Origin of the sequence: Aeromicrobium sp. Root236, assembly GCF_001428805.1 — a bacterium.
In the GTDB taxonomy this organism is placed as follows: Bacteria; Actinomycetota; Actinomycetes; order Propionibacteriales; family Nocardioidaceae; genus Aeromicrobium.
The window spans coordinates 1,253,867-1,272,827 of sequence record NZ_LMIS01000001.1 but is presented as its reverse complement, the minus strand read 5'-3'; the positions used below and the strand labels follow the sequence as shown (position 1 = coordinate 1,272,827).

Below are 18,961 nucleotides of genomic sequence, written 5' to 3'. Positions count from 1 at the left end.
CCCCTTTCGTCGGTCCCCGGCAGTTGTGCCGCCGGTGGATCACTTGTGTCCTAGCAGTCATATACACGTTCGCGACCACGTGCAACGGCACGCGACGTGTCGACATCATCACGCAACTGCCCGGATGTTGTCGGGTATTCACCTATTTATCCCCCCGGGATTCGAACGAATCCGAGGAGTCGAAGGCCTGGCGCCACGGAATCCGCAACCAAGGGCTCTTGCGAAGAGTGCACGATGTGCGAATTCGGCGCTTGCGGACCCACCGATCGTGCCATTGCGGACACCCGGTCCCCGTAGTGAAGTAGCGGGTGTCAGCAAGTCATGAGACGGCTCCGCCAAGCCGCTCGCCGCGAGGAATGCGAGTGAGTGATGAAGGCAGAGCAAGGACTTCGAGTCGGAGTCGTCGGGTGCGGGTACTGGGGTTCGAAGCACGTACGGACCCTGCTGTCGCTGGAAGCAGTGTCACGCGTGTGCGTGATCGATCCCAGCGACGAGCGACGCGGTGCCGTGACCCGCGTCTATCCGCGGGTCGACGAGTACAGGACCCTCAGCGAGGCGTTGGGACAGCTCGACGCGGTGATCATCGCCGTGCCTCCGACGCTGCACGCGCCCCTCGCGCTGGAGGCCATCGCACGCGGCGTCCACGTGCTGGTGGAGAAACCCTTGGCACCCACGGTCACGGAGTGCGAGGCCATGGTGCGAGCCGCCGAGAAGAAGGGCGTGACCCTGATGGTCGGGCACACCTTCGAGTACCACTCGGCGGTCTGGGAGCTCCGGTCGATGGTGCAGCGAGGCGATCTCGGCGACCTCTACTACCTCGACACGGCGAGGCTCAACCTGGGCCTGTACCAGCGCGACGTCAACGTGGTCTTCGACCTCGCACCACATGACATCTCGATCCTCAACTACGTGCTCGGCTCGTCGCCGTCGATGGTCGAGTGCTGGGGAGCACGCAACGCGCACCCCCGGCTCGAGGACGTCGCGCAGCTGCGGCTCTACTACGACGACCCCGGCGTGTTCGCGAACGTGCACGTCAGCTGGCTCAACCCGAAGAAGATCCGCCAGGTCACGATGGTCGGCAGCAACAAGATGGTCGTGTTCGACGACCTCAAGGCCGAGCAACGCGTCAAGGTGCACGACAAGGGCGTCACCGCCATGAGCGACGGCGCCGACCTCACCGCGGTCCCCATGTCGTACCGGCACGGCGACATCGTCTCGCCCTACCTGGAGATGAACGAGCCGCTGCGCGTCGAGGACGAGCACTTCCTGAACTGTGTGCAGACCGGGCTGCGCCCGCTCACCGACGGCGAGAGCGGGCTCGGGGTGGTCCGGGTGCTGGAGGCGGCGCAACGTGCGATGTCCGAAGGTGTCGCGGTTCGCCTGCCGGGGCGCTCGGAGTCGTTCACGCCCGCGCCGGCACTCGCCGGTGCGTCCGCCGGCGCGGCTCCCACGATCCTGAGCGGCGCCTCCCACGAGGAGGCGGCCGGATGAGTGCGGGCGTAGCTGCGATGGCGCCGGTCCCGGTTCCCCCCTTCGACTCGGTGCCGTTCCTCGACCTCGGCACGACGACCGCCGTGGTCGCGACCGAGGTGCGCGTCGGCTGGGAGAAGGTCATCGCCTCCAACCGCTTCGTCGGCGGCGAGCAGGTGAAGGCGTTCGAGGACGAGTGGGCGGACTACTGCGGCACGGAGTACGCGATGGGCGTGGGCAACGGCACCGACGCGCTGGTGCTGGCCCTGCGCGCCCTTGAGCTCGGGGCCGGGGACGAGATCATCGTGCCCGCCAACACGTTCGTCGCCACGATCGAGGCCATCGTGCTCGTGGGCGCCATCCCTCGATTCGTCGACGTCGACCTGCACACCGGGCTGATGGGTGCCGCAGAGGTGGAGGCCGCGGTGTCGGACCGGACGCGCGCCATCGTCGCGGTGCACCTGTTCGGCCAACTGACCGACATGGACGCCCTCGGTCGTTGTGCGACACAGCACGGCCTGGTCCTGATCGAGGACGCCGCCCAGGCGCACGGGGCCACGTGGCGCGGCATCCGCGCCGGAGGGTTCGGGGCCGTCGGCTGCTTCAGCTTCTATCCCGGCAAGAACCTGGGGGCCTTCGGAGACGCCGGCGCCGTCGTCACCTCGGACGAGGGCATCGCCGAGCGCATCCGTTCGATGCGTGACCATGGTCGTCCGGGGGGCTCGGAGGACCGGCACTACGACCACGTGCGGATCGGGACCAACAGTCGGCTGGACACGGTCCAGGCCGTGACGTTGTCGGCCAAGCTGCCGCACCTGGACCAGTGGAACGAAGATCGCAGGCGGCTCGTACGGCTGTACGCGGCTGCGCTTCCTCCGACGGTGGTGCCGCTGGGTCAGCTCGAGGAGTGTGCGGGCGCCCACCACCTCATGGTGGTGAGGGTTCCGCAGCGAGATCGCGTACGAGCCGAGCTCGCCGCCCTCGGGATCGGGTCCGGAATCCACTACCCGACGCCGTGCCACCAGCTGGAGCCGTACCAGCAGTGGTCGCCGGGCGTGCTGCCGAACGTGGAGCGGCTGGCTGGCCAGATCCTGTCCCTGCCGCTCTACCCGAGCCTGCCCGACGCCGACGTGATGCGGGTCTGCGAAGCGCTCGGCCACATCACGGCAGACCTGGAGTCTCTCGATGACCAGCCCGGAGACTGAGCCCCGGCAGGTCTTCCTCTCTGAGGAGGACGGCTGGGCCTACGGTCCCTGGGGTCGAGGGTTCCTGCGCTGCGGGACCGTGGTCTACAGCGGGTGCAGCATCGGCGAACGGCTGGAGACCGGCCACAACGTCGTGATCCGCGAGGACTGCGAGCTCGGTGACGACGTGTCGATCTGGAGCAACACCGTGATCGACTACGGCACGGTCATCGGCGACGGCGTCAAGATCCACTGCAACTGTTACGTGGCCCAGTACACCGAGATCGGCGACGGGGCGTTCCTCGCCCCCGGGGTGAGCATCGCCAACGATCTCTACCCCGGGCAGGAGGGCTCGCGGGAGGTGATGTCCGGGCCGCTCATCGGGGCGGGCGCCCAGCTGGGCGTCAACGTGACCGTCCTGCCGTTCGTGCGTATCGGCGAGGGTGCCATCATCGGCGCCGGATCGGTGGTGACCCGCGACGTCGAACCTGGCGTGGTGGCGTTCGGCAACCCCGCCCGGGTCCAGGGCCGGGTCGCGGACCTGGTGCCGGTCGAGGACCGCGTCGATGGCGCCGCACGTCCCGCCGGGCACCGCTACTCCCTCCGAGTGGACGATGCTCCGGGTGGCGAGGAGCCGCTGCCATGAGTGCATGGCCGGCTGAGCATGGTCGCCCCGGACGAGCGCGGCAACGCCGCGAGGTCCGGCAGTACGTGGGCAAGCGGGCGTTCGACGTCGTGATCGCGGCGGTCCTGCTGGTCGTGCTGTCCCCGGTGATGCTGCTGGCGTACGTCGCGGTGCGGGCGACCAGCCGGGGGAGCGGGGTCTTCCGCCAGGTCCGGGTCGGAGCCTTGCAGCAGCCGTTCGTCGTGCTGAAGTTCCGCACGATGGCCAAGGACTGCTCGCACGAAGCACACCAGGCCTTCGTCCGGCAGATGATGGCGGGCGGCGATCCTCGCTCGCGTGACGGCCTGTTCAAGCTCGACAACGACCCGCGTGTGACCCGCGTGGGTCGCCTGCTGCGGCGCACCAGCATCGATGAGCTGCCTCAGCTCGTCAACGTGCTGCGCGGTGACATGTCCCTGGTCGGCCCGCGACCAGCCCTCCCGTGGGAGGTCGAGCTGTTCCCGGTCTCGGCGTCCTCTCGCTTCCTCGTGCGGCCGGGACTGACCGGCCTGTGGCAGATCAGCGGCCGCAACCGGCTCACGATGGTCGACGGGCTGCGCCTCGACGTCGAGTACGTCGCGAAGTGTGCACTGCGGACCGACCTGCTGATCCTCCTCTTCACCCCGCTGACCCTGCTTCGCGGAGGCGCTCGATGACGCGCGGCACGGCTGTCCTGCCGTTCGCGTCCGACGACCTCTCCATCGGGGCCGGCGCGGCCCGGGACACCATGACGGTCGCCGTGTGGACCATGGTCAGCAGGGTGACGGGGCTCGCCCGCGTCATCGTGATCGGTGCGGTGCTCGGCCCGACGTACTTCGGCAACTCCTATCAGCTCACCAACGTGCTGCCGAACCTCGTGTTCTACGGCTTCCTGGCCGGGTCGTTGCTGTCGTCGTTGCTGGTTCCTGCGCTGGTGCGACACATCGACGCCGGCGACAGCGACGAGACCGGCCGGATCGCCGGAGGCTTCCTCGGCGTCGAGTGGTCGATCCTCGTGGTGGTCGCCCCGGTCGCGGTCCTCGCAGTGCCGCTGCTGCTGCCGAACGGGAACGCGGCGCTGGCGCTCGCCGTCCTCGCGATCCCGCAGGTCTTCTGCTACGCCATGGTCGCCTCCGCCACCGCTGTGATGTACGCGCGGCGCCGCTACCTGCTGGCCGCCGCTGCGCCGGCGCTGGAGAACCTCGGAGTCATCGCCGTGCTGGTCATGGCGGGCCGGCTGTACGGCGATGCCGTCGACGGAGCCGTGCCGACGGGTGCGGTGCTCCTGATCGGCGGAGGGTCGACGGTCGCCGTGGCGGTGCATGCCGGTGTGCAGTGGTGGGCCGCCCGCCGGTGCGGCGTCACGCTGGTGCCACGAGCGGGCTGGCGCGACGCGGACGTCCGCCAGGTCGTACGGCGCGCGGTCGCCTCGATGACCCAGGCCGGCCTGCTGGCGGCCCAGATCCTCCTGCTCCTGGCCGTCGCGGGCCGGGCGGCGGGCGGGACGGTGGCCCTCCAGATGTCGCTGAGCTTCTACCACCTCCCACTCGCGATCGCGGCTGCTCCGGTGGGCCTGGCCCTGCTGCCGAGGCTGTCCCGCATGACCGGAGAGCGGGAGGCGACGGAGTTCGCCGATGCCTACCAGAGAGCGATCGGGCTGGCCCTGTTCCTGATGGTCCCGGCCGCGTTCGGCTATCTGGTGCTGGCGGTTCCGCTGGCAAACATCGTGGCAGCGGGGCAGATGTCGACCGACGCAGGCGTGGCGATGGTGGCCGGATCACTCAGTGCCCTGGCTCTCGGGCTCATCGGCGAGACCCTGTTCGTGATCTCGACCCAGGCTGCCTACGCGCGGGGCGATGCGAGATCCCCGCTGCGCTCGATGATGGTGCAGGCCGCGGTCTGCGGCGCGCTCGTCGTACCCGCTGCGTTCCTCCACGGGACGGCCCTGGTCGCCGCCCTCGGCGCGGCGCTCGCCGTGGCGTCCGTCGTGGGCGGCGTGGACCTGTCGCTCCGCGTACGCCGAGGGCTCGCCCCTCCCACCGACCGGTTGCTGCCGTCGCTGGCGCGTACGTGCTGCGCCGGCATCGTGATGTCCTCGGTCGCGCTGTCGGTCGCTGCTGCGGCGATGGTCGTGCTGGACGGCACCGCCGGTCTGGTCGCCGCCAGTGTCGCCGCGACCGTGGCCGGTGTGACCGTCTATCTGGGTGTGCACCGGTCCTTCGGATCGGTGGAGCTGACGTGGCTGCTCCAGGGAGCACGCGGGCAGGTCGTGACCGAATCGACCCCGGCATGAGCGCCCTCCTCGTGGAGGACCACGGATCGGTCCTGTCCCGGGCGGACCGGTCCGACCGTCGGCGCGCGCTCGTCGTCCTGGTGCTGGGCTTCGCGACCGCTGTGGGAGCGGGTCTGCTCGCGGTGACCGCGCCCGTGGCCTGCCTCGGCCTGCTGCTGGTCGCGGCGCTCGCCACGGCGGTCTGGCGCCGTCCGGCTGTCGCCGCGTACGCGATCGTCGGCATCACCCCGCTGGTCGTCGGGATCGACCGCGGCCGGCTCGTGCCCCAGATGCGTGTCAACGAGGCATTGACGCTCTTCCTCGTCGGCGTCCTGTGCGTCCGCGCTGTGCTGCAGCGCCATCCCTGGCGCCTGCGTCAGCTGCGCCTCGATCCGATGTCCCGGGCGTTCGTGTGGTTCGCCCTCGCGTCCTCGCTGATCCCGATCGTCTTCCTCGTGGCTCGCGGCCGGCCGCTGGAGATGGACGACCTGACGTACGCCGTCGTGATGTGGAAGTTCTTCCTCCTGTACGCGGTCGTCCGGCTGACGATCCGCAGCGAGCGCGAGGTGACGATCGCGTTGTGGGTGTCGCTGGTCGCAGGGGTGCTGGTGGGCGTGATCGGCATCCTGCAGTCGCTCGACCTGCTGGGCGTACGTGCGCTGCTCGAGCCGTTGTTCGCGCCGTTCGGCTACACCGATGTCGTGCAGTCGGCCAGGGCCGGGTCCACGGTCGGACTGCCTGCGGCGACGGCCGACCTCATGGTGCTCAACCTCGTGATCGCTCTCGGGATGCTCTACAGGCGGCCGGCCCTGGCCTGGTGCCTCGCTCCCATGACCTTGGTCTTCGTCGTGTCGGTCTTCTCGGCCGCCGAGTTCTCCAGCGCTCTCGGCCTCGTGATCGCCCTCGTGTGCGTTGCCGTCCGGCTGCGACGCCTCGACCTGCTCAAGTGGTCCGTCGTGGCGTTGCCGGTGGCCGTCGCGGTGCTGTGGCCGACCATCGCGCCCCGCCTCGCCGACTTCTCGTCGTTGCACGGCATGCCCACGAGCTGGCTGGTGCGCTACCACAACCTGTCGACGTACTTCTGGCCGCAGATCGTCGACGGCAGCAACTTCCTCGTCGGCGTGCGGCCAGCAGCGCGGGTGCCGATCGACGAAGGCGCCTTCGGCTACGTCTGGATCGAGAGCGGATACCTGTGGCTGCTGTGGGGCGGCGGGCTTCCGTTGCTGGCGACGTTCTGCTGGTTCGTGTGGCGGAGTCTCCAGGCGACCGGTCCGGCCGCCCGCCTCCTGGCCACCCCGTCAGCGGTCGCCGCCCTGGCCGCGTACACCGGTCTCGTCTCGTGCGTCGTGCTCATGATCTTCGACCCGCACATCACCTACCGCGGCTCGGCCGACGCGTTGTTCGGTCTCTTGGCGCTGTCTGCGTGCGGCAGTCGCGTCATCGAGAACACCCGACGTCGACAGCAGCCATCTATCCAAGGAGAAGCACCGTGAGGGCATCGACACTTCCGAGCGACCGCGAGACCGGCATGGTCCGCCTCTACGCCTGGGTCATGATCATCACCGTGGGACTGGCCGTCGGCGTCGCCGTGCTGGGCACCCGGTCCGTCCCGCAGTACTCGGCGACCGCGGAGGTCCTGATCGACCCGACGATCACGCCGAGCGGCAACTACATCGAGCCGTCGATGCCCACCGAGCAGCGCGTCGCGACATCGGCGGACGTGGTCGGCAACGCAGCCGCCAAGCTCGGCGTGACGTCCAGGCAGGCCATGGGACACCTGTCGGTGACCGTGCCGGTGGACACCAAGATCCTGGTCATGTCCTACACGGACGACACGCCTGCCGCGGCCTTGACGGGTGCCAAGGTGTTCGCCGAGACCTACCTGCGGGCTCGCAATCCCGAGGACGGCAAGAATCCGGTCGCGAGCCTCGTCAGCCCACCCGAACGCCCGTCTGCCCCCGTGGGCACCAACTACCCGGTGATCCTGGGCGCAGCCGTCGTCGCGGGGCTTCTGATCGGCTTTGCCGTGGCGCGGGCCTGGGACCGAGTGCGAGGCCGCATCCGCACGGTCGCCGATGCGGAGCGGTGCGCCGGTCTCGACGCCATCGTCGTGACACCGCCCTTGCCGCGGACCTCGATCGATCGTCATCCCCGCTTCATGGCCGGTCGTGCACAGCTGACCTCGCTGGCCGCGCGCGTCCTCGGCGAGGTGGAGCAGGGGTCCCGCTCCAGCCTGCTGGTGACGGGTGCTGCCACCGACTGCGGCAGCACGGCGGTCGCGGCGACGACTGCCGTCGCCCTCGCGCGGATGGGGCGGGTGGTCGTGCTCGTGACCGCCGACGACGAGGTCGTCGCGAGGATGTCCCGGGACCGGGATGCCAAGCGCAAGAACGAGGTCCCCGAGGACCTGTGGCCCGAGACCCGGCCGGCCGAGCAGGAGGGTCTGCATCTCGTCTCGGTGGCGGAGTGGGATGCCGCCGGGATCGCTGCCGCGAGGCTGACGAACCTCCTCCCGGAGCTGCATCACCGGTTGCCGGAGGCCCTGATCATCATCGACGGCCCACCGGCCTGGTCGAGCGCGGGGATCGCCCTGCGGGTCGACAAGATCCTGCTGGTGGTCGCGTTGGGCCGAGGTTCACGCAAGTCGCTGGCGACCGCCGTGCAGGCGCTCGATCATTGCGCCGACAAGATGATGGGTCTCGTGATCACGCCGCGGGGGAGGCGGACGCGCCGCGAGAGCGGCTCGGTCCGGGAGTGGGCGTCCCGCCAGGTTCGCAAGGCCGTGTTCCGGATCGCGCCACCGCCCATGGATCCCGAGCCGACGTCCGGACGGTCCACCGCCCCCTCATCCGTTCCCGTCTGGACGGACAAGAAGCGCATCCAGGCCGTGCGCTCGGGCGTGACCACACCCGGCCGGAAGCCCGAAGCTGCTCGCCGGCCCAAGCCGGGCGCAGCGGGTGAGCCGCCGAGCTCCGTGGTGGCCTGATGTCGGTCCAAGCGGTGGCCGGAAAGGGCCGCCTCTGGGCGGTCCTCGTCGGACTGCTGCTGCTCGTCGCCGTCGTGTCGCTGGTGGCCATCAGCGTCCGCGACTCGACGCTCGCCTCGGACCGGAGGGCTCAACCGGACGGCTCGCTGGCTCCTGACCCCGACGGCTACTTCGCCACCAAGCCCGCGGGCTCGTGGAAGAGCCTGCCGTCGGACGAGGAGTGCGCCCGCCAGACGCATCGCTCACCCTGGGAGCCCCGGCCCAGCAACGCCAAAGCCAACCACACCGAACCGGACCCGGCCGCCGTACGGAAGTCGCTGACGTCGCGCCCGCGCGGCGACGGCACGACGTACGCGTCCCGCTACAACACCTGGCTGCTGCCTCGCGTGAGTGGACAGCACACCGGGACCACGGACGAGAACATCCAGTGGGCTGCCTGCAAGTGGGGGATCTCGGACAACCTGCTCCGAGCCATGGCCGCCGCGGAGTCGACGTGGTACCAGGGCCTGCGGGAGTCCAACGGTTCCTGTGTCGAGAAGCGCGGTTGCGGAGACATGGTGGAGCGTGCGACTCCGGCGTCCAGGACGTTCTGCACCGAGCTGAACCGCTTCGGCTACGACTACAGCCGCGACTACGGCGACGGCGTGTGCCCGAGGACGTTCTCGATCATCGGGGTCATGTCGTGGCAGGACCCGGACTGGGGCCCGATGGCCCAGAACCAGAACGGGACGTTCCCGTTCAACCGGGACTCGACGGCGTTCGCGCTGGACTACGCCGCCTCACACCTGCGCGGCTGCATGGAGGGCTGGATCGTGTGGTTGAGCAACCGGGACGGGTACGAGAAGGGAGACGTCTGGGGATGCGTCGGGGTCTGGTACGCCGGCGACTGGGAGATCCCGGCAGCACGCGACTACACGGCGCGGGTCAAGACGCTGATGAAGGACCGGATCTGGCTGCAGCCGAGCTTCGCGGAGTAGCCCTCCTCGGGCGGTCGTGGACCAGGCCGGCGACGGTCTCGAGATAGACCTCCTGCTGGCGTTCCCAGGCGAGATCGACCCGTACCCGTTCGCTGCCCACCTGGCCGAGCAGGGACCGCTTCGCAGGGTCGTCGAGCAGGCCGACCAGCTCGCGCGCCAACGCTTCGGTGTCGCCGGGCTCCACCAGGATCGAGGCGCCCTCGGCGAGTCGCCGGGTCTCCTGCACGTCGTACGCCACGAGCGGGAGCCCGACGCCGAGGTACTCCATCGCCTTGACCGGAGTGACCTCGGGCTGCAGCGACGTGTCGATGCCGACGTCGGCGGCCGCGAGGTGGCGATAGAGCTCCACCTCGTCGAGCCAGCCGGGGAACCAGACGTGCTCGCGCAACCCGAGCTCGTCCACCATGAGTCGAAGCTCGTCGAGGCACTCACCGTTGCCGATCAGCATGAAGCCCACGTCGTCGCGGCCCCACCCGTGAACCACCAGCTCGGCCACGCGTACGACGTCGTCGACGCGGTCCTGGCGCCCCATCTTGCCGGCCCACGTCACGACCGAGGAGAAGGACCGCGCCCGCGAGACTTTAGGGAGGGGAGCAACCTCGCGGGCGCGGCCGAGCCGTGCCAGCACGGGTCCGTTGCGGACCACGCGGACGCGTTCGGGAGCGCCGCCGGCGGCGATCAGCCGACTGCGCAGGTGGTCGTTGACGGTCACCGTCGCGTCGACGGAGGCCTGCGTACGCGACTCGAGCCAGTGCAGCACCTGCATCGCGCGCGCGGGTGCGGATGCATATCGCTGCGCGAACGTCTCGGGCATCAGGTCCCGCTGGTCGAGCAGCACCTTCACGCCGAGTCGACGAGCGACGGCCGTGACGGGGAAGTAGAGATCCGGCGGTTGGCAGATCTGCAGCACGTCGATCCGGTCACGCAGGTGCAACCGGGCCAGCCGGGGTATCTGCCGCACCAGCGAGGCGGCGTACTCGCGAAGGTGGCCCGTGGTGGACGCGCCGTCGACAGGCGCCCGGTACTCGATCAGTGTGAGGCCCGGAAGGTCTCGCCAAGGATCGTTGGCCGCGTCGCGGCGGGTGATGACCGAGACCCGGCAGCCGGCTGCGGACAGCGCCTCGATCTGCTTGCACAGGCGGTTGTCGTCGGCCAGTGACACGTTCTGCACCATCGCGGCGACATGGCTGCCTCGGAGGTCAGTCATGCGGGAGCGCCACGTCGGCGAGCTGGGCAGGTCGACCGGTTCGCGACGACGACCACGCCACCACGGCCTCGCCGCCGGCGGGGCCCCGCACGACCCAGCCGGCTGCGGACAGCGTGGGCACCGACTCGGCCCGGCGGCGCCACCAGGCGGCCACCTCACGTGGGAGCGCGTGCCACGCGCCGGCATCCGCGCAGAGCTGGTCCAGCAGCGCCTCCCAGGCGGGCAGCATTCCCGGGCAGTCGACATAGTCCGGGTGCGCGATCATCAGCACCATGCCGCCTCGCGACCGAAGGGCGTCGACCTTGGACCGCCACACGGACCCGTCGGTCATCCCGAGGATGTCGAACAAGGTGTGGTCCTGCGGCAACGTCAGGGGCAGCTCGACGAGGTCGTCGATGAAGAACGGCAGGTAGGTGCAGCAGCCACCCGGGCGCGGCTCGTGGGGGGCGCTGTCGGTGTAGGACGAGTCGTAGGCGAAGCCCAGCAGCGGCATGAGCTCCCACGATCGCTGGGTGGCCGGCGACCGGAACCCGACAGCGCCCCATCGGTCGGCCCACGCCCGGATCGCCGGAAGCCGCTTGCGCAGCATGCGCTTCGACGCCAGGTCACGGCCGTCGTGCCGCAGCCCGTGGACGCCGATCTCGCAACCCTCGGATCGCAGCTGGTCGAGCAGCTCGTCGGCGACCTCGTATCGCTCGGGCACCAGGTTCCACGACGACCGCAGCCCCCGCGACCGCTCGGGTGCACGCAGCACCTCGATGGCGTCCCGGCCGGCCGCAGTCTCGACGTCATGGGTCAGCACGAACGCCGACGTGTGACCGTTCGGCCATGGATGGAGGTACGGAACCGGCTCTCCGGCGACGTCCTCGAGCCGGTCGAGGAGCCAGTCGTAGAGGTCGTGGAGCGAGTGCTCCTCGGGCCAGCCGGGGAACTCCGGGTACGTCTGCCGCGCTGCGTGGCCGCGACGGAGCAGGAGCTGGAGCTTGCGGGGCAGCGCCGGCCGGATCGCGTAGTAGAGGGTGACGGCCAGATGTCGCAGCCGGCTGCGCAGGCCGGCGCTGCCCAGGGTCGTGTAGCGCTCGGACCACAGCCAGGACATCGCCTCGCCGGGGTCGAAGGGCAGGAAGAGGCTGCCCTGATCGTTCGTCCAGACCTGCGCCACGGTCACGCCGTGGAGGTTCTGGACGGGGGTGAGGGGCCGCCACCCCTCACCCCCGGTCCATCGACGGCACCCGATCTCCTCAGGTGACCCGGTGAAGACCGGGCTCGCAAGATCGATGCCGGCGAGCGTGTGGCGCCCCGCGTGGGTGCCGGGGGCGTGTCGACCGTCTTCGGGATGGACCCACAGGAGCCTCGGCCCGAGCGGCGACGACGTGGCGTGCAGTGCTCCCACGTGCCTCGGCAGGTTGCGGCGCATCGTGTGGTCGACCACGACCGGGACCCGCATGTAGTCCGCGAACGCGAAGGGGACCGATGACGTGAACATGAGATGCCCCCTAGAGCCCGCGGCGGATGGCGAGGCGGGGCAGGATGCCGAGCTCGGCGAGCGCCGGCAGCGGATCATCGGCGGCCCACACCGCGCCGACGTCGATCCCGCGCAACGTGCGCAGGTAGTCCATGAGCCGGAGCCGCCGCCGAGCGATGTCACGCAGCGCGTTCGGTACGTCGGTGGCGAGCCGGACCCACCGAACGCCGGCGCGGGCTCGGCAGGACGGCACCGGCAGGCCCATCTGGTCCTGGTGGAGCAGGGCGGCGAAGTCGACCCCGGCCGCAGCGCCGAGACCGTGATAGCCCCATGTCCGGGCGTTGACGTCGAGCAGCTTGACCGTCCCGCTGCGCTCGTCGCGCTTGAACTCCAGCTCGACCAGGCCGTAGTAGCCCATCTCCCGCAGCAGGCGGAGCGACGGCGCCTCGAGCTCGGGCAGGTCGACCGTCTCGACGAACGTGCTCGCCCGGCCGAAGTCGGACGGGTGCTGGCGACGGCGCACCACGGTCATGCTGCCGACCGGTTCGCCGTCCTTGACGAAGGCGCAGTACGCGAGCTGGCGCGCGCCATCACCCGGGACCAGCTCCTGCACGATGACCTCGTCGGCCGGGATGATCGCCGTGGCCTCGCGGAACTTCTGCACCAGCTCGGCCCGGGTGTCGGCGCGCCACGCCTTCGCCCCGGTCTCGTAGAAGAAGTGCTCCTTGATGGCCGGCTTGATGATCACGGGGCTGTCCATCGGGATCGCGGACAGGTCGGCCTCGTCGCGCGGGAACCAGCAGCGCGGCACGTCGATGCCGAGCCGCTCGGCCACCTGGTACGTCTGCCGCTTGTCCCAGGCGATCCGCACCGTCTCCCACGACGGTGTCGGGACCTTGAACGTACGCGCCAGCTCGTCGCGGTTCTGCGCCACCGCGGCCACGGTCTCCTCCCGCGTCGGGAACAGCACCCAGCCGTCCAGTCCGAACCGCCGGGCGGCCTCGTGCAACGCATCAGTCGTGGCCTGCGCGCTGCGCAGGGTCGGCACCCTCATGGCGTGCCGTACGTACCGCGATCTCGGCGCGATCGAGACCTCGTCGTCGAGCACCGCGACAGGGATGCCGCGCCGGCCCAGGCTCCTGGCGATCCCCAGCCCCTGGTAGTCGCCGCCGATCACCAACGCTCCGGGGCCGCCGCGGGATGCGCCGGTCTTGGCAGGGCGTCCGGTCTCGGTCGTGGTCATCACGCGGCCGCCGCGTGACGCGGCGACGGCTGGCTCGGGCGACGACGATCCTGTGCCGCCACCGTCTTGGCCACGGCCTTGGAGCTGAACCAGCTGCCGGCCACGAAACGCATCACCGGACCGAAGGACCGGGCGGCTGGAGCCCCGAGGAAGTGAAGTCGCGGCACGGACGACTCGAGACCCCGCCGGAGGACCGGGTAGCCGTCGACGCAGCGGACCTGTTCGGCCAGCGCGCGGTCGAGGTACGAGTATCGCCGGATGTCGACGTCGTAGCCGGTGGCGAACAGGAGGTGGTCGACCTGACGCCGGGTGCCGTCCGAGAGCTCGAGGGCGAGCTGGTCGCCAAGCGGGGTCGCCGTGGTGACGACGGCGCCGGCGGTGATGGGGACGTCGGGGAGCCGTGGCTTGAGCCACGACGCGCCGGCCGGCCGGATCGCCCGAGCGGCGATGACATCGAACAGCGGCCGCGGGAACCGGCGGAACACCTCAGGTGTCGCGACGAGCCGCGAGATCCCGATCGGCCCGACGTCGGTCGGCGCGTAGAACAGGGGAGCGAGGCGACCGAGGCCGTCGATCAGGCCGTCGCCGTGGAGCCAGTGGACCTGCGGATGCCTGGCCAGCACCTCGACCTCGGCGCCGCCCTCGTGCATGAGTGCAGCCGATTCGAGTGCGCTCTGACCGGCTCCGATGATTGCGACGCTCTTGCCGCGGAACCGCTCGTAGTCGCCGTGATCGGCGACGTGGGACGCGAGCTCGCCCGGCAGCTGTCGCAACATCGCCGGGCGGCGGGTGAACTCGGCGATGCCGGTGGCCGAGATGACCCGACCAGCCCGCATCTGGGTGCCGTCGCTGAGCGTGAGCAGGAAGCCGGACTCCTGACGCTCGAGCCGGACGACGTGCCGGCGGATGACGTCGGGAGCGACGCGGTTCTGGTACCAGTGGCCGTACTCGATGAACGTCGTGAGCTTCAGGTGCCGGTCGACGACGGCCTGGGTGTCGGCCGTGTAGCCCTCCATCGACAGCGGCCCGGTGACCTCGCCGATGGACGAGCCGTTGCGACGGGAGCGCATCCACAGGCCCTTCGGCATGGTGTGCCAGAACGCCATGGGGTCGCCGATCACGCACACTTCGCGCCCCGCCGCTCGCAGGCGTTCGGTCGCCCCCAGTCCATGGGGTCCGGCCCCGATCACCGCAATCTCTGTCTCGTCCATCGCCGACTCCGTCCTGATGTGAGGTGTCGTGGAGACAGGGCCTCACCGGTCTGTTGGGAGCGACGTTAGGCGCGGGGTCTGGAGGGCAGAATCCCACCATCGGACCATCTTTCCGCCGCAATTAGCCCGATGGCGAGAAATCGAACATATGGTTCCGGGGCGTGGGGAGCCGGCTGCCATCGCGGCCGACGTCGGGGGCGCTGAGCGCGCTTCTCCCGGGAGCCCCCGGGAGGATTCGAACCTCCGCTTCCGCCGTGCGGCTGAGTGCGGCGCTCTGTTCTGCCGTGCGTTCGGTCTGCGCCCCCGGGAGGATTCGAACCTCCGCTTGGGCCGTGCGGTTGAGTGCGGCGCTCTGTTCTGCTGTGCGTTCGGTCTGCGCCCCCGGGAGGATTCGAACCTCCGTTTGCGCCGTGTGGTTGAGTGCGGCGCTCTGTTCTGCTGTGCGTTCGGTCTGCGCCCCCGGGAGGATTCGAACCTCCGCTTCCGCCTCCGGAGGGCGGCGCTCTATCCCCTGAGCTACGGGGGCCAATACGGCCAACTGCGGTGTGAGCCTACCCCACAGGCACTACCGTGTTGACGGTGCCCAGAGTGCTTGTCGTGGACGACACCGCCTCGATCCGATTCCTGATCCGGACCAACATGGAGCTCGCCGGTTTCGACGTCGACGAGGCGGTCGACGGGGCGGATTGCCTCGAGTTCCTGCGTACGGCCGAGGTGCTGCCCGACGCCATCACGGTCGACGTCATGATGCCCCGGCTCGACGGCATCGCGACGGTGTCGGCGATCCGGGCCGACCCTCGGACGCGGCACATCGCGATCGTCATGGTGACCACCCAGGGCCATCCGGCCGACATCCAACGGGCGACCCAGGCCGGCGTCGACGCCTATGTCACCAAGCCCTTCGACCCTGACGCGCTGATCACCACGGTGCAGGACGCGATCGACCGCACGAAGAATCGCGGCGCCGAGTGACGCAAGGTCCTTGAGTGGCGCCATCTCCGGACGTACGGTTGCTGTACACGGATTGGAGGTGGTTCGAGGATATGAATAGCTCTTGGACTTGTGAGGTGGCTGTCCGCTAGCCGCAAGGCTCAGCTAGTGGCAGCGAATTTCCCGCAGCCACCCGACCCGCAGGGCGTCGAGTTGTCCACTCGACCGCGCTCCTACTCTCCGGAGGCGAGCGCAGCCCTGCGGGTCGTCCACGTTTATGGCCCTCTGCCCACGGCCGATAGTCTTGGCGGGTGACTCCCGAGCAGCTTTCTGCAGCCATCGTCGGTGCCCTCACCTCCCTCAGCGAGGCGGGCACGATCACGCTGCCCGACGGGGTGCCGGCGCACGTGCTCGTCGAGCGACCCAAGGTCAAGGAGCACGGCGACTACGCCACCAACATCGCGCTGCAGCTGGGCAAGAAGGCCGGCATGAACCCGCGCGAGTTCGCCCAGCTGCTCGCCGACCAGCTCGGTGCGGCTGACGGCATCGCGAGCGCCGAGATCGCCGGTCCCGGCTTCCTCAACATCCGCGTCGAGGCCGGCGCCCAGGGCGCCCTGGCCCCGCAGATCGTCGCGGCCGGCACCGCGTACGGAACGAGCGATCTCTACGCGGGCCAGAAGGTCAACCTCGAGTTCGTCAGCGCCAACCCGACCGGCCCGATCCACATCGGCGGCGTGCGGTGGGCCGCGGTCGGCGACTCGCTGGGCCGCATCCTCACGGCGATCGGCGCCGACGTCACGCGGGAGTACTACTTCAACGACCACGGCATGCAGATCGACCGCTACTCCCGATCGTTGCTGGCCAGTGCCCGCGGCGAGGACGCGCCCGAGGACGGCTACGGCGGCCAGTACATCGCCGACATCGCGGCCAGCGTGCTCGCCAAGCACCCCGACGCGTTGACGCTGCCCGACGCCGAGGCGCTCGAGACGTTCCGGGCCGAGGGCGTCGACCTGATGTTCGCCGAGATCAAGAAGAGCCTGCACGAGTTCGGGGTCGACTTCGACGTCTACTTCCACGAGAACGACCTGCACGAGTCCGGCGCCGTCGAGCGAGCCATCGCACGACTCCGCGAGCTCGGCATGATGTACGAGCAGGACGACGCGACCTGGCTGCGCACGTCCGACTTCGGCGACGACAAGGACCGCGTCGTCATCAAGTCCGACGGACAGCCGGCCTACATCTCCGGCGACCTCGCCTACTACCTCGACAAGCGCGAGCGCGGCTTCGACCGCTGCATCATCATGCTGGGCGCCGACCACCACGGCTACGTCTCGCGGATGCTGGCGATGTGCGCGGCGTTCGGCGACACCCCGGGCGTCAACCTCGAGCTCCTGATCGGCCAGCTGGTCAACCTCGTACGCGACGGTGAGCCCCTGCGCATGAGCAAGCGGGCCGGCACCGTGATCAGCCTCGAGGACCTCGTCGAGGCGATCGGCATCGACGCCGCCCGCTACGCGCTGGCCCGCTACTCGACCGACTCGACGATCGACCTGGACCTCGACCTGTGGGCCAAGCAGGACAGCGACAACCCGGTCTACTACGTCCAGTACGCCCACGCGCGCCTGTCGTCGATCATCCGCAACGCCGTCGACCTCGGCGTCGTGATCGACGACTCGACGTTCGATCCCTCGCTGCTCGCCGTCGAGCAGGAAGGCGCGCTGCTGCGCGCCCTCGCCGACTACCCGCGCATCGTCGCCCGGGCGGCGGAACTGCGCGAGCCGCACCGCGTCGCGCGCTACCTCGAGGACACCGCAGCGGCGTTCCACAAGTTCTACGACGTCGCGCACGTGCTGCCCAAGGGCGACGAGGAGCCGAGCGACCTGCATCGAGCCCGCCTCATGCTTGTCGCCGCGACGCGTCAGGTCATCGCCAACGGACTCGGGCTGCTCGGCGTCAGCGCCCCGGAGCGCATGTAGATGAGGAGCCACGAGGCAGGTGCCCTGCACGGCCAGTCCGGCGATCGCGGACCGGCCTGGTTGCGTACGCCCGAGGACCCCAACGAGCTCGTCCCGCACCTGTGGGCGTCGTCGGTCTCCAAGGTCGACGGCGTGCTGACGGTCGCGGGGGAGTCGGTCACCGACCTCGCCGCCGAGTTCGGCACCCCGACGTACGTCGTCGACGAGGACGACTTCCGCCGCCGCGCCCGCGCATTCAAGGACGCGTTCCCGAGCGCCGACGTCTACTACGCCGGCAAGGCGTTCCTGTGTGTCGCAACGGCCCGCTGGATCGCCGAGGAGGGGCTCAACCTCGACGTCTGCACCGGGGGCGAGCTGGCGGTGGCGCTCAAGGCCGAGTTCCCACCGGCGCGCATCGGCCTGCACGGCAACAACAAGTCCGTCGCCGAGCTGCGCCGCGCGCTCGAGGTCGGCGTCGGCCGCATCATCATCGACTCGATCGAGGAGATCGAGCGGCTGCGCGACCTGACCGCCGAGCTGGGGGTCAGGGCACCGGTGATGATCCGGGTGACCGCCGGGGTCGAGGCCCACACGCACGAGTACATCTCGACGTCGCACGAGGACCAGAAGTTCGGCTTCTCGATCACCGGCGGCGACGCGCTCGACGCCGTACGCCGGGTGCTCGCCGAGCCGGGTCTCGAGCTGCGTGGACTGCACTCGCACATCGGCTCGCAGATCTTCGTGACCGACGGCTTCGAGGTCGCGGCCCGCCGGGTCCTGCGCCTGCACGCCGAGATCGAGAAGGAGCTCGGCGTCGCGCTGCCCGAGTTCGACCTCGGTGGTGGCTTCGGCATCGCCTACACGACCCAGGACGACCCGTCGACGCCCGAGGACCTGGCTCGCGGGATGCTCAAGATCGTCGACGACGAGTGCGCCGCGATGGGCGTCGACGTCCCCCACCTGTCGATCGAGCCGGGCCGCGCGATCGCCGGCCCGTCGACGTTCACGCTCTACGAGGTCGGCACCACCAAGTCGGTGGCGCTCGACGGCGGCGCCTCCCGGCGCTACATCTCGGTCGACGGCGGCATGAGCGACAACATCCGGCCCGCGCTCTACGGCGCCGACTACTCGTGCACCCTGGCATCGCGCACCTCGGACGCGCCGGCACTGCTCAGCCGCGTCGTCGGCAAGCACTGCGAGTCCGGTGACATCGTCGTCAAGGACGAGTTCCTGCCGGGCGACGTCGAGGCCGGCGACCTGCTCGCCGTGCCCGGCACCGGCGCCTACTGCCGATCGCTGGCGAGCAACTACAACCACGTGCCCCGCGCCGCGGTCGTCGCCGTGCGCGACGGCGAGGCGCGCGTCATCCTGCGCCGCGAGACCGAGGACGACCTGCTCGCCCTCGACATCGGCTGAGC

General features: G+C 70.0%; 15 protein-coding genes and 1 tRNA gene. 11 read left to right on the top strand and 5 right to left on the bottom strand.

Going from position 1 to position 18,961, the window contains the following annotated elements; genetic code table 11:
• The first annotated feature begins 369 nt into the window (after positions 1–369).
• From ASE12_RS06360 to ASE12_RS06325, 8 genes are read left to right on the top strand one after another with little or no spacing between them, the layout of a single operon-like run.
• A complete protein-coding gene (locus ASE12_RS06360; protein WP_082582119.1) occupies positions 370–1,491 on the top strand; it encodes a Gfo/Idh/MocA family protein in 1,122 nt (373 codons plus the stop codon).
• The gene (locus tag ASE12_RS06355) at positions 1,488–2,675 is read left to right on the top strand and encodes a DegT/DnrJ/EryC1/StrS aminotransferase family protein (RefSeq protein WP_056398369.1); all 1,188 of its coding nucleotides are present in this window, start codon (positions 1,488–1,490) and stop codon (positions 2,673–2,675) included. The genes ASE12_RS06360 and ASE12_RS06355 overlap by 4 nt, the downstream gene beginning before the upstream one ends.
• On the top strand, positions 2,656–3,300 hold the full coding sequence (locus ASE12_RS20655) for an acyltransferase (protein WP_056398366.1): 645 nt from the start codon (positions 2,656–2,658) through the stop codon (positions 3,298–3,300). The genes ASE12_RS06355 and ASE12_RS20655 overlap by 20 nt, the downstream gene beginning before the upstream one ends.
• Complete coding sequence (locus tag ASE12_RS06345) at positions 3,297–3,974, top strand: sugar transferase (RefSeq protein WP_056398364.1); 678 nt, start codon at positions 3,297–3,299, stop codon at positions 3,972–3,974. Before ASE12_RS20655 ends, ASE12_RS06345 begins: the two co-directional genes overlap by 4 nt.
• On the top strand, positions 3,971–5,590 hold the full coding sequence (gene murJ, locus ASE12_RS06340) for a murein biosynthesis integral membrane protein MurJ (RefSeq protein ID WP_056398362.1): 1,620 nt from the start codon (positions 3,971–3,973) through the stop codon (positions 5,588–5,590). Before ASE12_RS06345 ends, murJ begins: the two co-directional genes overlap by 4 nt.
• A complete protein-coding gene (locus ASE12_RS06335; RefSeq protein WP_056398360.1) occupies positions 5,587–7,062 on the top strand; it encodes a hypothetical protein in 1,476 nt (491 codons plus the stop codon). Before murJ ends, ASE12_RS06335 begins: the two co-directional genes overlap by 4 nt.
• Entirely contained in the window at positions 7,059–8,555 is a 1,497-nt protein-coding gene (locus ASE12_RS06330) for a hypothetical protein (RefSeq protein WP_157412832.1), read from the top strand. Before ASE12_RS06335 ends, ASE12_RS06330 begins: the two co-directional genes overlap by 4 nt.
• Complete coding sequence (locus ASE12_RS06325; RefSeq protein WP_056398356.1) at positions 8,555–9,532, top strand: hypothetical protein; 978 nt, start codon at positions 8,555–8,557, stop codon at positions 9,530–9,532. The genes ASE12_RS06330 and ASE12_RS06325 overlap by 1 nt, the downstream gene beginning before the upstream one ends.
• Here ASE12_RS06325 and ASE12_RS06320 read toward each other — a convergent pair.
• The 5 genes from ASE12_RS06320 to ASE12_RS06300 all read right to left on the bottom strand — a co-directional run bounded on the left by ASE12_RS06320 (position 9,480) and on the right by ASE12_RS06300 (position 15,184).
• Positions 9,480–10,739 carry a glycosyltransferase family 4 protein gene (locus ASE12_RS06320; RefSeq protein WP_082582118.1) on the bottom strand — a complete coding sequence of 420 codons (1,260 nt, stop codon included), beginning with the start codon at positions 10,737–10,739 and terminating at the stop codon, positions 9,480–9,482. The two genes, ASE12_RS06325 and ASE12_RS06320, sit on opposite strands and share 53 nt — an antisense overlap.
• Positions 10,732–12,225 carry a hypothetical protein gene (locus ASE12_RS20200; protein ID WP_162255469.1) on the bottom strand — a complete coding sequence of 498 codons (1,494 nt, stop codon included), beginning with the start codon at positions 12,223–12,225 and terminating at the stop codon, positions 10,732–10,734. The genes ASE12_RS06320 and ASE12_RS20200 overlap by 8 nt, the downstream gene beginning before the upstream one ends.
• Before the next feature lie 10 nt (positions 12,226–12,235).
• Positions 12,236–13,447, bottom strand: coding sequence for a hypothetical protein (locus ASE12_RS06310; protein WP_056398350.1), 1,212 nt, complete (start codon positions 13,445–13,447; stop codon positions 12,236–12,238).
• Positions 13,447–14,658 carry an FAD-dependent oxidoreductase gene (locus tag ASE12_RS06305; RefSeq protein WP_056398347.1) on the bottom strand — a complete coding sequence of 404 codons (1,212 nt, stop codon included), beginning with the start codon at positions 14,656–14,658 and terminating at the stop codon, positions 13,447–13,449. The genes ASE12_RS06310 and ASE12_RS06305 overlap by 1 nt, the downstream gene beginning before the upstream one ends.
• A 454-nt stretch (positions 14,659–15,112) precedes the next feature.
• A tRNA-Arg gene (locus ASE12_RS06300) sits at positions 15,113–15,184 on the bottom strand.
• 53 nt (positions 15,185–15,237) lie between these two features.
• Between ASE12_RS06300 and ASE12_RS06295 the strand changes: the two genes are divergently transcribed.
• The 3 genes from ASE12_RS06295 (at position 15,238) to lysA (ending at position 18,959) form a co-directional block, all read left to right on the top strand.
• Complete coding sequence (locus ASE12_RS06295; RefSeq protein ID WP_082582117.1) at positions 15,238–15,630, top strand: response regulator; 393 nt, start codon at positions 15,238–15,240, stop codon at positions 15,628–15,630.
• A 269-nt stretch (positions 15,631–15,899) separates the two neighbouring features.
• On the top strand, positions 15,900–17,564 hold the full coding sequence (gene argS, locus ASE12_RS06290) for an arginine--tRNA ligase (protein ID WP_056398340.1): 1,665 nt from the start codon (positions 15,900–15,902) through the stop codon (positions 17,562–17,564).
• Positions 17,565–18,959 (top strand): diaminopimelate decarboxylase, encoded by a 1,395-nt coding sequence (lysA, locus tag ASE12_RS06285; protein WP_056398337.1) that lies wholly within the window; start codon positions 17,565–17,567, stop codon positions 18,957–18,959. It begins immediately after the preceding gene.
• Positions 18,960–18,961: the final 2 nt, after the last annotated feature.

Coding starts and splice junctions, on each gene's coding strand:
- ASE12_RS06360 (WP_082582119.1), top strand. CDS start 370: ATGAAGGCAGAGCAAGGACTTCGAGTCGGAGTCGTCGGGTGCGGGTAC.
- ASE12_RS06355 (WP_056398369.1), top strand. CDS start 1,488: ATGAGTGCGGGCGTAGCTGCGATGGCGCCGGTCCCGGTTCCCCCCTTC.
- ASE12_RS20655 (WP_056398366.1), top strand. CDS start 2,656: ATGACCAGCCCGGAGACTGAGCCCCGGCAGGTCTTCCTCTCTGAGGAG.
- ASE12_RS06345 (WP_056398364.1), top strand. CDS start 3,297: ATGAGTGCATGGCCGGCTGAGCATGGTCGCCCCGGACGAGCGCGGCAA.
- murJ (WP_056398362.1), top strand. CDS start 3,971: ATGACGCGCGGCACGGCTGTCCTGCCGTTCGCGTCCGACGACCTCTCC.
- ASE12_RS06335 (WP_056398360.1), top strand. CDS start 5,587: ATGAGCGCCCTCCTCGTGGAGGACCACGGATCGGTCCTGTCCCGGGCG.
- ASE12_RS06325 (WP_056398356.1), top strand. CDS start 8,555: ATGTCGGTCCAAGCGGTGGCCGGAAAGGGCCGCCTCTGGGCGGTCCTC.
- ASE12_RS06320 (WP_082582118.1), bottom strand. CDS start 10,739: ATGACTGACCTCCGAGGCAGCCATGTCGCCGCGATGGTGCAGAACGTG.
- ASE12_RS20200 (WP_162255469.1), bottom strand. CDS start 12,225: ATGTTCACGTCATCGGTCCCCTTCGCGTTCGCGGACTACATGCGGGTC.
- ASE12_RS06310 (WP_056398350.1), bottom strand. CDS start 13,447: ATGACCACGACCGAGACCGGACGCCCTGCCAAGACCGGCGCATCCCGC.
- ASE12_RS06305 (WP_056398347.1), bottom strand. CDS start 14,658: ATGGACGAGACAGAGATTGCGGTGATCGGGGCCGGACCCCATGGACTG.
- lysA (WP_056398337.1), top strand. CDS start 17,565: ATGAGGAGCCACGAGGCAGGTGCCCTGCACGGCCAGTCCGGCGATCGC.